The following is a 14,229-nucleotide window of genomic DNA, read 5'->3' as shown; positions in this document are numbered from 1 at the left end:
GACCCCGTCGCAGCCGGCCGAGCGCGCCGCCGCCGACGCTCCCGCCCGACATGCGCGGCAATTTCGACGGTCTCCGGGACGGCGTCCTGAACGGCTGGGCCTTCGATCCGCAGCGGCCGGAGACCTATGTCGGCATTGAGCTTTGGGTCGACGGATTGCTCCTGCGCGAGCATCGCGCCGACCGATTCCGATCGGACCTACGGGCGGCTGGGATCGGTTCCGGCTCACACGCCTTCATGATCCGCATCGACGATGCGATCCGCCGGCACGCGTCGAAGCCGGGCGCCCGCCTCGAACTCCGCACCGCGAGCGATCCGCCCCTGATCCTCGCACAGGTCAGTCTCTCCGAGACGTTTCGGCCGGATCAGGCCGATCCGCCGCCGGATTCGATCCTTCGCCTTCAGGCGCAGGTCCTTCGCGCGGCCGCCGCGCGGCCGGACGGCGCGGCGCGGTGTCCGGCTCGCGGTGAGGCGGCGCGCTCGCCCCTCTACCTGAAACTCCTGCGCGGCGAGGGAGCGGATTGCGCCGGAACGGGAAACGGCCGCGATGCCCGGCCGCGCCTCTCGCCCTTCGCTGCGCAGTTGGGCGAGCGAATGGGTCTGAGGAAGCAATTCCCCGAACCCTCGGATCGCGACCATCTCTACCGCTGGTACATCGACCATTACGCGGGCAAGCGCCCCTTCCGCGCGCCGCTCAGCGCGGAGGAGATCGCCTATCTCAACGAGCCGATCGTCCTCGGCGGTCAGCGCTACGCCCTGTCCCGGGCGGCGCTCTGGTACGCGCTCGAGGATGACGGCGTCCGCTCCGTCCTCGACCTGTCGAGCGAGCAGGGGTACCGGCGCGTCCTGTACTGGTGGGCCTGCAACAGGGCGCCCGCCCTCAACGTCGAGGATTGCCTCGTCTCGTACCGGCAGGCCGCCTTCCTCCAGGCCGTGCCGGGTGCCGAGTGCGGCGGATTTCTGCCCTTCTCGCGCTTCATCGAGGAGGCGCTCGATCGAAACCCGAACCTCGCCTTCGTCCGCGACACGGGCGACTTCCAGACGCGGATCGCCTGCCATTACGCCGTGCTGCTCGAAGCGGCCGAGGAGCCGGGCGTCCTGCGCTTCGTCCCGCGCGAGGTGCTGGAGCATTTCCTGCTGGGACCCGAACCGCAATTCGACGCGGTCGGCGCGACCCTCTCGGCTGCGAATGATGGCACGCCGTATCCCGACCGCGAGACCTATCTCGCCGTCGTCGCCGCCCACGGATTCGACATCGAGCGCCAAGCGTTCGCGACGGTCTCCCACGACGGTGACCGGATCGATGCGGCTCACCTGACGGCCAGTTCGCCGCCCGATGTCCTCCCCTTCGTGCAGGTGGTCGCGCCCTTCGGCAAGGCCTCCGGGCTTGCCACCGCGGCGCGCTCGACCCGGTCCGTGCTGCTCGCCTCGGGGCTCCCCTGCCGCTTCGCCAATTTCTCCCTCGAGAATCCGCAGCCGGCCGTCGCCGACGACAATCACGTCCGCCACGTGGCGCAGGGTGCGGTCGTCAACATCATCCACGTCAATCCGGACCTGCTGCCGTTGGTCTACGCGCATTCGCCGGACGTCTTCACCGACGCCTACAACATCGGGTTCTTCTTCTGGGAGCTCGACCGGATCGCCGCGAACCACCGCCTCGCCCTCGACCTCGTCGACGAGATCTGGGTCGCGTCCGAGTACAATCGGCGCTGCTTCGAGGCGGCGACGAACAAGCCGGTCCGCAACATGCGGCTCGCGCTGCCGCCGCTCGCGCCGGACGGCGCGTCCAGGGCGCGAACCCTGATGCAGGGCCTCTTCGGCACTACAGCCGACGATTTCGTGTTCTTCACCTCCTACGATTCGTTCTCCTACACCTCGCGCAAGAACCCGACGGCGGTGATCGAGGCGTTTCGGGCGGCCTTTCCGACCGACAGCGGGGTCCGACTGATCATCAAGACGCACAATGCCGCGACGCTGAGCGATCCCGGCACTCTGCGCGCTTGGCGCAAGATCGCGGATGCCTGCGACGCGGATGCCCGTATCGCGATCATCGACCGAACCATGCGCCACGAGGAGGTGCTCGATCTGATCGCGGCGGCGGATTGCTACGTCTCGCTCCATCGCTCCGAAGGGTTCGGCCTCGGCATGCTGGAGGCGATGCAGCGGCGCACCCCGGTCGTCTGCACGCACTATTCCGGGAATGCGGATTTCTGCACGTCGGAGACGGCTTGGCCGGTCGCGTTCGACATCGTGCCGACGGGCGCCGACGAATATGCCTACGTCGAACCCGGCCACGTCTGGGCCGATCCTCGACACGACAGCGCCGTCGAGGCGCTGCGGGCAGTGCGTCGCGAGCACGCGGAGCGCGCGCGCCGCGTCGAGAATGCGGCCCGCCTCGTCGGTTCATCCTACGAGCCGGCCGCCCTCGTGACGCTCTACCGGTCCCGAATCGACAGCATCCTGGCGGCTCGCGGCACCGCCGCGCCCCGGGAAGCCGCGCTGGCGTGAGCATCCGCTCCCTCATCGTCGTGACCTGCGGACGGCCGGACGGCGTCGCGGCGGTGCTCGCCGCGGGCGCGGATGCCTGCGTGCTCGACCTCGGCACGGAGAGCGGAGGCGCCCGGAACGCGGCCCGTGCGGCTGCCGCCGAGCCTCTCGCATGCGGGCGGGCGGACAGGGCCGCGACGCGACTCTTCGTCGGGATCGGCCGCCTCGACGCCGGCAAGACGGATGCGGATCTCGCGGCTCTGATGGGCTTTGCGCCGGACGGCATCGTCCTCGCCACGGGCAGCGGCCGCGACGTCGCGGCCCTCGGCGCGCGCCTCGCGGTTCACGAAGCTTTGGCCGGCCTGCCGGATGGGTCGACGCGGATCCTCGCCGCCGCGCATACGGCCGCCGACATCCTCGCCTTGCCGAGCCTGCCGGGCGCGTCCGGGCGGCTCGCCGGCCTGACCTGGGACGTCGGCGCCCTCGCCGCCGACCTCCGCGTCGATGTTTTCGGCACCGGGAGCGCGGATTGGCCGAGCCCCTGCCGGCATGCCCGCGACCGCCTCCTCATCACCGCCACGGCCGCCGGCCTCCCGGCCTTCGACACGGCGGAGCCGCACTTCGCCGATCGCGGTGGAGCCGAATGCGCCGCCCGTGCTGCCGCCCGCGACGGGTTCTCCGGCAAGCTCGCCGTCGATCCAGCCCATGTTCCCGCGATCAACACCGCATTCGGCAGGCTCGCCCAGCCGCCGGATTGATACCGTCGCCGGCGGCAGGACCCGCACGGTTCCGGGGGTCCGCGAAGCCGGGAAGGCCGCTCCCGAGGCGCGCCTCAGACATGGACCGGCCCCTCGTCCCGCTCCCGCTCTCCGATGACCGAGCGGAGCACGAAAATGGCGAGGCCGCCGTAGAAGGTCGCGACGAGACCGGCCACCAGCCAGCCCGGGAGGGGGCCGAGCGCCGCATTCTCGAGAATGTCCCGGATCGCATGGTTCGTCCCGGCGGGGCTGATGCCGGGCTGAAGCGAAGGCGATGTGATCTTGAGCACCCAGGCGAAGAGCAGGATCAGGAACATCCAGCCGTAATTGCGCCGCAGGCGACGGGCGACGGCAGCTGCCAGCGAGATGCGGAAGCTCGGGCGCCGGAGGCTGTCGCCGAGGTCGCGAGTCCAGTCGAGGGTGCCGCCGGGGAGCGGCGCGAAGATCTGGGCGTAGTAGAAGCGCTCCAGACGCCGGACGCGGGCCCGGTAGACGTCGAAGAACCGGTACCGGCGCGCCTCGATGGCGAGGAGCAGCAGCACGAGCAGCATCGCGAAGAGAAGTACGCCGTGATGCGCGGTCGGCGTCGAGAGCGAGACCGAGAGCATCGCGGCGATCACCGTGATCGCCCAGTTGGTGGTGTGGTCGATCCGGTCCCGCCAGCCGGCCATGCGGCCGATCTCGGCGCGGTGGTAATGGGCGAGGACCGTGATGATCTCGCCGGACCCGCGCGGTTGCGGCACGGGGCCGGGAGGTCCTTCATGGTGAGGCCCGGCCAGGGGCTCTGGGAGCGGCGCGCGGCTCATATCATTCTACGAGCGGCCCTTCCCGAAGTTGCAGGGAGGGGCCGGCGCGTGCGGGTGTGGACGCCCGGCTCGGCCCTGCACGGAGGCGCAGCGCCGGGCGGACCTTGCTACTGGCCGCTCTCCACGGCCGCACGCAGGACCGGGGTCCATCGGGCGACCTCGCTCTCCACGAGCTTCTGCAGGGCCGCCGGACCGCGCTCGGCGACGGGCGGAACGGTGCCGCCGAGGTCGAGGATGCGCTTGCGGGTCGACTCGTCCTCCAGGGCCTTGCCCAGCGCGTTCACGAGGGCGGCCGAGACGTCCTTCGGCAGACCCTTGGGCGCGAAGACCGCGTTCCAGGCGCTGACCTCGTAGCCCTCCAGGCCCGCTTCCTTGGTGGTCGGCACGTTCGGCAGCGCGGGCGACCGCTCGGGGGTCGCGATCGCGTAGGCCCTGATCGTGCCGCCGGTGATCTGGGGCGCCACGTTGACGATCTGGTCGGTCATGAAGTCGACTTGGCCCGCCATGAGGTCGTTCAGGGCCGGGCCCGTGCCGCGATAGACGACGAGAGTGGGCTTGGCGCCGACGATGGAGTCGAACAGCACGCCCGTCGAGTGGGAGACCGAGCCGACGCCGGCATGGGCCTGGTTGATCGAGGCGCCGCCCGCTTTGACCGCCGCGAGGAAGCCCTTCAGGTCGGCGGCCGCGAAATCCTTCTTGGCGACGATGACGATCGGCGTACCGGCCGCCATCCCGATCGGGTCGAAGCTCGTCGCGGGATCATATTTCAGGCCCTTGAACAGGGCGGGCGCGGCCCCGTGCGTGCCCATATGGCCCATCATGATCGTGTAGCCGTCCGGCGTGGCCTGCGCGGCGCGGGTGATGCCGGTGGTTCCGCCGGCGCCCGTCACGTTCTCGATCACGACCTGCTGGCCGAGGGTCCGGGACATGTGGTCGGCCACGATCCGCGCGACGACGTCGGTCGGGCCGCCGGCGGCGAAGGGCACCACCATGGTGATCGGGCGCTGCGGATAGGCGTCGGCGCGGGCGCCCGTCGCCGCGATGCCGAGCCCGGCCGCGGCGATGGCGAGGCCCGCGAGGCGGCGGGTGAGCGTTCGTGTCATCGTCGTAGGTCCTCCCAATTCGCTTTCTCGGCCCGGTCGCGCCACTCCGGCGCGATCAGGCCTCGCTGAAGACGTCGTCGCGGCTGCGGCGCAGCGACGGCATCAGGGCCGCGACCAGCATGATGATCGAGATGGCGAACAGCCCCGCGCAGATCGGACGTTCGAGGAACACCATCGCATCCCCGCGGGACAGCGTGAGCGCGCGACGCAAGTACTCCTCCATCAGCTTGCCGAGGACGAAGCCGAGCAGGAGCGGCGCCGGCTCGAAGCCGAACTTGATCAGCACGTAGCCGATCAGGCCGAACACGCCGATCAGCATCACGTCCGTCGGCAGCGCGTTGATCGAGTAGATGCCAATCGCGCAGAACATCAGGATTGCCGGGAACATCAGCCGGTAGGGCACCTTCAGGAGGCGCACCCAGACGCCGACGAGCGGCAGGTTGATGACGAGCAGCATCAGGTTGCCGAGCCACATCGAGGCGATCATGCCCCAGAACAGGTTCGGATTCTTGGTCATCACGCCGGGGCCCGGCACGATTCCGTGGATCGTCATGGCGCCGACCATCAGGGCCATCACGGCGTTGGGCGGGATGCCGAGGGTCAGGAGCGGGATGAAGGAGGTCTGCGCGCCCGCGTTGTTGGCACTCTCGGGGCCCGCCACGCCCTCGATGGCGCCGCGGCCGAAACGGCTCGGATCGCGGGCGATGCGCTTCTCGACCGTGTAGGCCGCGAACGGCCCGAGCACGGCGCCGTTGCCCGGCAGGATGCCGAGCATCGAGCCGATGGCGGTGCCGCGCAGGATCGGGCCCGCCGCCTGCCGGAGATCCTCCCGGCCGGGCAGGAGGCGACCGATATGCTGGCGCACCACGTCGCGGGTCTCGGTGTGGTCGAGGTTGCGCAGGATCTCGGCGATGCCGAACAAGCCCATCGCGAGGACCGAGAAGTCGATCCCGTCCGTCAGGAAGGCGAAGCCGAAGGTCAAGCGCTCCTGGCCGGTCTCGAGGTCCGTGCCCACCGTGGCGAGCAGGATCCCGACGAGGATCATCGCCACCGCCTTGAGGATGGAGCCGCGCGCCAGCACCACCGCGAAGACGAGGCCCATCACCATCAGGGCGAAATACTCGGCCGGGCCGAAGACGAGGGCGAGCCGGGTGAGCGGCGCGCCGATCGCCGCGATCAGCATGGTCGCCACCGTGCCGGCGCAGAAGGAGCCGATCGCCGCGATGCCGAGTGCGATGCCGGCCCGTCCCTGGCGGGCCATCTGATGCCCGTCGAGGGTCGTGATGACGGATGTCGCCTCGCCCGGGATGTTGACGAGGATCGCCGTGGTCGAGCCGCCGTACTGCGCCCCGTAATAGATGCCCGCCAGCATGATCAGCGCGCCCACCGGATCGAGCCCGAAGGTGATCGGTAGGAGCATCGCGATCGTGGCGATCGGCCCGACGCCGGGCAGCACGCCGATCAGCGTGCCGACGAGGCAGCCGAGGAAGCAGAGCGCGAGGTTCTGCAGGCTGAGCGCGATCGAGAAGCCGAGCCCGAGATTGGAGACGAGATCCGACACAGCCGGGGGTTCCTTGGATGGATCGCGCTCAGGTCGTCAGCGAATGGGTGGCGACGTCGACGCCCTCGCGCCGCTGGCCTCGTCCGAGGACGAGCAGGGCGAGGCCCCCGACGCAGAGGAGCCCGGCCGCGAGGCGCAGGAGCGTGCGCGAGGACAGCGTGCCCGAGAGCGCGTCGACGAGGGCCACCGGGAAGATCGGGATCGGCAGATTGAGGAGATCGCCGAAGAGCAGCATGCAGCCGGCGGTGAGGAACAGAGCCAGGATGACGAGCTCCCGCAGGCGGGCTTCAGGCGTGGCGTAGCCGCCGACGATCACGGCGAGAGGCCCTGCCACGATCAGACCGAGGCCGGGAGTCGCGACGGGACCGAGACTGAAGGGGCGGATCGTGACGGCGAAGGCGAGGATCGCCAGGGTGACGACCACGGGGCCGCGCCACGCGGCGCCCGCCAGCGGCTCGCCGTCCCTGACGAAGGAGGCCGCGACGAGGGCGAGGCCGCAGATCCCGACGCCGATCGAGAGCCAGCGCGGCATCAATCCCGGCCCCATGGCCCGGAGCGTACCCTGCGGCAGGTCGCTCCCGGCCCAGAGCCCGAACAGCGCGAGGGCCACCAGGCCGAGACCCGCTACCAGGCTCTGCGGTGCGCGCACGATGCCACGGCCCGGTTCGCGGCCGTGGTCCAGCTCGCTCATCTCGTTTCCTCCTCACGCCGCGATCTTCGGCTGCCGCCTTGCCCGGCGGATCTGCCGAAGACTGTGCCACGTCTTGCCTGTCCCGTCGCGAGGACGCCGACGGTTTTCCCAAGCGGCTCGTCCGCTCATTCCGTCTGAACGCCGGCTTCCTTGACGACCGGCGCCCATTTCGCGGCCTCGGCCTTCACGTGGTCGGCGAGGGTTTCCGGGCTCGAACCGACGATCGTGGCACTGAAGGCCTGCATCCGCTCGATCACGGTCGGGTCCTTGAGGGCCTTGAGCGCCGCCGCATTGAGCGCGTCGATGACCGGCCGTGGGGTCTTGGCCGGGGCGAAGAGCGCATTCCAGGTGTAGGTCTCGTAGCCCGGCAGCCCGGCCTCGGCGATCGTCGGCATGTCGGGGAAGGAGGGCGCCCGCTCCTTGGTCGTCACCGCGACGCCGCGAAGCGTCCCGGCTCGGATGAATTCCGAGGACGAGGGCAGGTTGTCGAACATGATCGGCACCTGTCCCGCCACGACGTCGTTCAGGGCGGGTCCGGCGCCGCGATAGGGGATGTGCTGCATCTGAACGCCGGCCATGCTCTTGAAGAGCTCGCCCGAGAGATGGAGCGGCGTCCCGTTGCCCGACGAGGCGTAATTGTACTTGCCCGGCTCCGCCTTCAGCAGCGCGATCAGCTCCGGCAGCGTCTTGGCCGACAGGTTCGGGTTCACGACAAGGACGTTCGGCACCACGGCGAGGAGCGAGACGGGCGCGAAATCAGCGATCGGGTCGTAGGGCTTGCGCTTCAGGATCAGGGGGTTGAGGGCGTGGGTGGCCACCGTGCCCATCAGGATCGCGTAGCCGTCCGGATCGGCCTTGGCGACGCGGGTCGCCCCGACATTGCCACCCGCGCCGACGACGTTCTCGACCACGACCTGCTGGCCGAGAGATTCCGACATCTTCTGCGCGACGAGCCGGGCAACCACGTCCGTCGAGCCGCCGGCCGCGAAGGGCACGATCAGGGTGATGGGGCGGGTCGGGAAGGTCGCCTGTGCCCGGGCCGCCCCGGCGGTGAACGGCAGGGCCGCGAGGCAGGCTCCGGCCAGCGTCAGACCCAGAAACCCGCGGCGCCTCACGAGCGCACGGCGCCCCGGCATCCCATCCACCATCGAGCCACTCCTCAAGCCGGCCGTTCCGTCCCGGCGCCCGCCTTCGATGGGCGGGTCGCGCGAGCGGCATTCTGGTCCGGCCGAGCCGAGCCCGTAAAGGTGAGCACGGGGGCGGAACTGCCGAGATGCGCTTGAAAGTGTTGAGCGATTGTCACGGATTAAACCTGCCGCCTTCGGAGCGGCTGTCGTCTGATGCCCGCCATGCTAGGGTTGCGCCGCCCACGGAGACCGCTTTATGCGCCTGCCCCTGCTCGCCGCCTTCCTCCTCCTCGCCGGCCCGCTGACGGCGGCAGCACAGGTCGATCCCTCGCCGAACAAGCGGCGGCCGATCGCACCGAGCGCCGCCGGAGCCGCCGGAGCCGCACAGTCGGCGCCCGCGACGCCCGAGGAGATGGAGGCGCGCCGCGATCGCGCCGACACCGAGCGCAAGTTGCAGGAGAAGGCTTTCGACGACCGCGTCCGCCGCGCCACCACCTCGATATGCAGCGGCTGCATGTCGGGCGCCGCGGCGGCACCCCGCCGGTCGCGGGGCGCCGCCCCGGCCGGGGAGAGCGCGCCGGCCGATCCGGCCGAGGCGCCCCCTCGGCCCGCCGGAAGGTAATGGGCCGCGCGGTCCAGTCTCTTCGGCCGGCGCCCTTGCCAAATGCCTGCGGCGATCTGTAATGATACGGACCCCTTCCCGGTCCCGGCGGTCCATTTCGCGACCCGCGGCCGAGCCTCCGGGCACAGACGTTGCGTCGCTCCCGGTCCCTCGCGGTGATCGCCGGACCCGTATCGGTCGTCGGGCGGGTGTCGGCAGACGTGGCGGAGTTTCTCTCGCCACACCGTTTTGGAATTCGCGACCGGCCGATGCCGGTCAGGATGTTTTCGCGAGGTCGGGGAAAGGATGAGCGCACGCACAGCATCGGTTGCCGTTGCTCGTGCCGCAGGCGCGCGTGTTTCACGTCGCGCCGGTTCGCTCGTCCCCCCGGCCATGTTCAACCCCAGGCGCGCCGACCACCGGCGCCGAGCGGCGGTTGACGGCAATCCCTTTCCCACAGCCCCCACGGCCCCGGTGACGAGGCCGTCGCGAGCGTTTCCCAACATGGCCCGCGGGCCGGGAGAGGCTCCACCGGGACGCCTCGGTCCAAGGTGTGCGACGTCGGCCGCCATGTCGAAAGTTCGTCATGGCCAACAACAAGATGCTCATCGATGCGATGCACCCGGAGGAGACCCGGGTCGTCACGGTTCACGGCTCTAGGGTCGAGGAATTCGACTTCGAGGCCGCCAACCGGCGTCAGCTTCGCGGCAACATCTACCTCGCCAAGGTGACCCGCGTGGAGCCCTCGCTCCAGGCGGCCTTCGTGGAGTACGGCGGCAACCGCCACGGCTTCCTCGCCTTCAACGAGATCCATCCCGACTATTACCAGATCCCCCTGGCCGACCGGCAGGCGCTCCTCGAAGACGAGGCGCGCGACGCCGAGGAGCATCGCGAGCGCGAGGAGCGCCGCCGCTCGTCCCGCCGCTCGCGCGGGCGCCGTGCCGAGGCAGCCTCGGCGCGCAACGCCGAGACCGTGAGCGCGGAGGACGCGGCGGAGACCGCTGCCGAGAACGACGAGCTGGTGGTGCCGGGTGGCGATGCCTCGGCCGATCTCCCCGAGGCGGCGCTCGCGGCCGGCGCGGAGGCGTCCTCCGAGACCGCCGAGGCATCCGCCTCGCCGGCGGAGGGGGGCGAGCCCCAGGCGGAGCGCGACGCGTCCGCCCCGGCGACCGAGGCGCCCGAGCCGGTGGTCGAAGGCCATCCCGAGCCCTCCGAGATCGGGGACGACTCCGACGAGGGATCGAGCACGGACGCGGCCGGTGCCGAGGAGGATGACGATTCGGACGAGGACGACGACGACGACGACGCCTCCGATGACGACGAGGAATCGGACGAGGACGAGGAATCCGAGGACGGCGACGATCCGGATGCCGAGCCCAAGATCGCCCAGGTCGGCGGCAACGGCGACGCGCTGGCCGAGATCCCCGAGCGGCCCCGCACCTACCGGCGCCATTACAAGATTCAGGAGGTGATCAAGCGTCGGCAGATCATCCTCGTTCAGGTCGTAAAGGAGGAGCGCGGCACCAAGGGCGCGGCGCTCACCACCTACCTGTCGCTCGCCGGGCGCTACTCCGTTCTGATGCCGAATACCGGCCGCGGCGGCGGCATCTCCCGCAAGATCACCTCCGCCGCCGACCGCAAGCGTCTCAAGGAAGTGGCGCAGGACCTCGAGGTGCCGGAGGGGATGGGCGTCATCCTCCGGACCGCCGGCGCGTCGCGCACCAAGCCCGAGATCAAGCGCGACTTCGAGTACCTGATGCGCCTCTGGGAGAGCGTGCGCGAGCTGACGCTGTCCTCGCAGGCCCCGGCGCTCGTCTACGAGGAGGGCTCGCTGATCAAGCGCGCCATCCGCGATCTCTACAACAAGGACCTGGAGGAGGTGCTGGTCTCGGGCGAGGACGCCTACCGGGAGGCCAAGGACTTCATGCGGATGCTGATGCCGACGCAGTCCAAGGTCGTGAAGCCCTACCGCGATCCGACGCCGATCTTCGCGCGCTACGGCATCGAGCAGCAGCTCGACGCGATGTTCTCGACCCACGTCTCGCTGAAGTCCGGCGGCTACCTCGTGATCAACCCGACCGAGGCGCTCGTCTCGATCGACGTGAACTCGGGGCGCGCCACCCGCGAGCACGATATCGAGGACACCGCGCTCAAGACGAACCTCGAGGCGGCCGAGGAGGTCTCCCGGCAATTGCGCCTGCGGGATCTCGCCGGCCTCATCGTCATCGACTTCATCGACATGGAGGAGAAGCGCAACAACCGCGCCGTCGAGAAGAAGCTCAACGAGTGCCTGAAGAACGATCGCGCCCGCATCCAGGTCGGCCGGATCTCGCCCTTCGGGCTCCTCGAGATGAGCCGCCAGCGCATCCGCACGGGCGTGCTGGAATCCTCCTCTATCCCTTGCGCTCATTGCGGCGGCTCGGGCTTCGTGCGCGCGACGTCGTCGGTGGCGCTCCACATCCTGCGCTCGATCGAGGAGGCGCTGCTCAAGTCGCAGAGCCACAACCTCGTCCTGCGCACCCGCACCGAGGTCGCCCTCTACATCCTCAACCAGAAGCGCGCGCATCTGCGCGAGCTTGAGGTCCGCTTCGGGGTGACCGTGACGATCGCAGCCGACGAGCGGCTCTCGGCCACCGCCGCCTACCAGCTCGACCGCGGCGAGCCCGCCCAGCGGGCCGAAGGGCCCGTGACTGGTGTTCGCGCCGTCGCCATCTCGCCATCCATGGCGGTCGACGACGAGATCGAGGAGGAGGATCTCGTCGAGGAGACGGCGGAGGAGGCAGAGGCCGGTTCCGACGAGGAGTCCCGCACCGAGGGCCGCGAGGAAGGCCGCGAGGAGGGCGACGGCCATCGCCGCCGCCGTCGCCGTCGCCGTCGCCGGGGCGGACGCTCCGAGGCGGGCGCCGAGGAGAACGAGGCGCAGTCGGGCGACGAGGACGGCGACGACGAGACCGCCGAGACCGCCGAGACCGCCGAGACCGCCGAGGGCGAGGAGAACACGGCGGACGCCTCCGAGGAGGCGCCGGCCGAGGCCGCTCGCCAGCCCGATGACGAGAATGGCGGACGCCGCCGTCGCCGCGGACGGCGGGGCGGTCGCGGCCGCTCGGAGGGCCGCGGGCAGGCGGCCGAGGCGGATGCGAGCGACGAAGTCGCGATTCTCTCGGCGGAAGAGCCCGTGAGCGCCGATGCGGTCGCCGAGGTCAACGCTGCGCCTGAAACGGCATCGGCCGAGCCGGTGCCGATGGAGGACGCGATCGAGCTGCCCGTCACGACGGGTCAGGGCGAGGACAAGCCGGAAGCCGCTGAAACGGCGGCCGCCGAGCCCGCGGCCGAGGTCCCGCCGGCGCCCGCCCGGGAGCCGGTCGCCGTGGTGCTGACACCGCCCGCCGACCCCGACCGGCCGAAGCGGGCTGGCTGGTGGTCCCGCACCAAGGCGGCGATCACGGGAGAGTGAAGGCGCAGCCCGCCCCGCGACCGTGAACATTCCTTGCGATGCCGCCCTGCCGAGATGCGGGGCGGCATTTCTCTTTTCGGTAACCTCTCTTCGTCCAGGTCGATACGGCGAACATTGTATTCAGCAACCGAATATCTCGCCGTCGCGACTTCGAGACAGGACGACGCAATCACCGGGAATCGCCTCATCCGGGATGGGGCGACGGGCTCAAGACGACAGGAAATGACCTCCGCGCCCGGATGACCTTCCCGAAGGCTTAACGATCGCTTGAGCCTTTTCTGACCAATATGCCGGAGTATTTTCCGAGGGCCTGCTGTTCCATGCTCCGTCTCTTCCGCAATGCCGATGCACGGACGGACGTCCCGACGAGGGCCCCGGCGCCTGCCGAACCCACCGCTCCTGTTGCCGCGCCGCCGCCGGCCCCTCCCGGCCCGGACCTCGACCTGCTCCGGCGTCAGGCCCGCGTCTCCGCAGCCGCCTCCGAGGCCGGGGTCTCGATCGGCTGGATCACCCACGACGCGGCCCAGGTCGCGGATCAGGCCCGCCTGATCGCGGCGGCGAGCGAGGAGGTCGCGGCCTCGACGAGCGAGGTCGCCGCCCGCTCCGCGACCTCCGCGGAGACCGCCGAGCGCGCCCGCGCCGGCATCGCGGAATGCGCCGTCGACATGCAGCAGGCCGGCGAGCGGATGCGCGTGATCGAGACCTGCACGACCGAGATCGGCGGCCGGCTCGACGCCTTCGCGGCGGCCGCGCGGCGGATTGAGGAGATGGCGAGCGCCATCGCCGCGATCTCCGCCCAGACCAACCTCCTGGCGCTCAACGCAACGATCGAGGCGGCGCGAGCCGGCGAGGCGGGCCGCGGCTTCGCGGTGGTGGCGGGCGAGGTCAAGGCGCTCTCCGCCCAGACGGCCAAGGCCACCGAAGAGATCCGAGCCCGGCTCACCTCGCTCCAAGGCGAACTCGCCTCGATGCAGGGCGCGGTCGATCAAAGCCGGGCCGCGGTGGCGGCGGGCTCCGACGTGATGGCGAGGGCCAATGCGCGGGTCGAGGCGGAGAGCGCGTCGGTCGCCGCCGCGGCCTCCGACATGCGCACGATGGCCGAGATCATGGACCAGCAGATCCAGGCGACGAGCGAGATCTCCTCGAACATCACCCGCATCGCTGCGGGCACGGACAAATCCCGCGGCGAGATCGCGGACGCGATCGGCAGCCTCCTGAAGCTGGAGGAAGCGAGCCGCGATCTCCTGGCCGGCGACGGGAGCGTCTCCGCGCGCCTCGCCCGCCTGCCCGCCGATTGCGCGACTTGGCGCCGTCACCTCGCCTCGGTGCTCGTGGGCCTGTCGCCGGCGAGCGAGGAAGCCACCGCCTGCCCCGGCCAGTCCGCGCCGCTGCCGCCCGGGGTGCAGGCCCATCTCGACGGGGCCCGCGCCCGCGCGGCCGAGATGGTCGCGAGCGTCCGCGCCTCGGATTGGGGCAAGGCCGCCGATGCCTTCCGGGCCTTCGAGGCGAAGCTCGGGGAAGCGGTGAAGGAGGCGGAGGGCGCCGCGCTCCGCGCGCTGGCGGCCTGATCACACAGAATACGCCCGGCGCGGGGACGGCGGCAGCAACCCCGCTCGGCGCGTCGATACCCACGCAGACCTAC

10 protein-coding genes are annotated in these 14,229 nt (G+C 70.6%); 5 read left to right on the top strand and 5 right to left on the bottom strand.

Annotated elements, in window-relative coordinates:
* The first annotated feature begins 50 nt into the window (after positions 1-50).
* The gene (locus J2X36_RS19235) at positions 51-2,507 is read left to right on the top strand and encodes a glycosyltransferase (RefSeq protein WP_310352763.1); all 2,457 of its coding nucleotides are present in this window, start codon (positions 51-53) and stop codon (positions 2,505-2,507) included.
* On the top strand, positions 2,504-3,244 hold the full coding sequence (locus tag J2X36_RS19230; RefSeq protein WP_310352762.1) for an aldolase/citrate lyase family protein: 741 nt from the start codon (positions 2,504-2,506) through the stop codon (positions 3,242-3,244). Before J2X36_RS19235 ends, J2X36_RS19230 begins: the two co-directional genes overlap by 4 nt.
* A 74-nt stretch (positions 3,245-3,318) precedes the next feature.
* Here J2X36_RS19230 and J2X36_RS19225 read toward each other — a convergent pair whose 3' ends face one another.
* The 5 genes from J2X36_RS19225 to J2X36_RS19205 all read right to left on the bottom strand — a co-directional run bounded on the left by J2X36_RS19225 (position 3,319) and on the right by J2X36_RS19205 (position 8,541).
* Positions 3,319-4,050 (bottom strand): DUF2270 domain-containing protein, encoded by a 732-nt coding sequence (locus J2X36_RS19225; protein ID WP_405029819.1) that lies wholly within the window; start codon positions 4,048-4,050, stop codon positions 3,319-3,321.
* 107 nt (positions 4,051-4,157) lie between these two features.
* Positions 4,158-5,153: a tripartite tricarboxylate transporter substrate-binding protein gene (locus J2X36_RS19220; RefSeq protein WP_310352758.1), complete on the bottom strand. Its 996-nt coding sequence runs from the start codon at positions 5,151-5,153 to the stop codon at positions 4,158-4,160.
* Between the two features lie 55 nt (positions 5,154-5,208).
* A complete protein-coding gene (locus tag J2X36_RS19215) occupies positions 5,209-6,714 on the bottom strand; it encodes a tripartite tricarboxylate transporter permease (protein ID WP_132252146.1) in 1,506 nt (501 codons plus the stop codon).
* A gap of 28 nt (positions 6,715-6,742) precedes the next feature.
* Positions 6,743-7,405, bottom strand: coding sequence for a tripartite tricarboxylate transporter TctB family protein (locus J2X36_RS19210; protein WP_310352752.1), 663 nt, complete (start codon positions 7,403-7,405; stop codon positions 6,743-6,745).
* Between the two features lie 125 nt (positions 7,406-7,530).
* Positions 7,531-8,541, bottom strand: coding sequence for a Bug family tripartite tricarboxylate transporter substrate binding protein (locus J2X36_RS19205; protein ID WP_405029820.1), 1,011 nt, complete (start codon positions 8,539-8,541; stop codon positions 7,531-7,533).
* Positions 8,542-8,788: 247 nt separating this feature from the next.
* Here J2X36_RS19205 and J2X36_RS19200 point away from each other — a divergent pair, with 247 nt between their 5' ends.
* The 3 genes from J2X36_RS19200 (at position 8,789) to J2X36_RS19190 (ending at position 14,155) form a co-directional block, all read left to right on the top strand.
* Positions 8,789-9,154 (top strand): hypothetical protein, encoded by a 366-nt coding sequence (locus tag J2X36_RS19200; protein ID WP_310352749.1) that lies wholly within the window; start codon positions 8,789-8,791, stop codon positions 9,152-9,154.
* A 565-nt stretch (positions 9,155-9,719) separates the two neighbouring features.
* Complete coding sequence (locus J2X36_RS19195) at positions 9,720-12,587, top strand: Rne/Rng family ribonuclease (RefSeq protein WP_310352747.1); 2,868 nt, start codon at positions 9,720-9,722, stop codon at positions 12,585-12,587.
* Positions 12,588-12,907: 320 nt separating this feature from the next.
* The gene (locus tag J2X36_RS19190; protein WP_310352744.1) at positions 12,908-14,155 is read left to right on the top strand and encodes a methyl-accepting chemotaxis protein; all 1,248 of its coding nucleotides are present in this window, start codon (positions 12,908-12,910) and stop codon (positions 14,153-14,155) included.
* Positions 14,156-14,229 lie beyond the last annotated feature (74 nt).

The sequence above is a fragment of the Methylobacterium sp. BE186 genome, from assembly GCF_031457035.1.
Lineage (GTDB): Bacteria > Pseudomonadota > Alphaproteobacteria > Rhizobiales > Beijerinckiaceae > Methylobacterium > Methylobacterium segetis.
The sequence above is the reverse complement of the archived record's forward strand: the minus strand, read 5'-3'. Positions and strand labels throughout refer to the sequence as shown.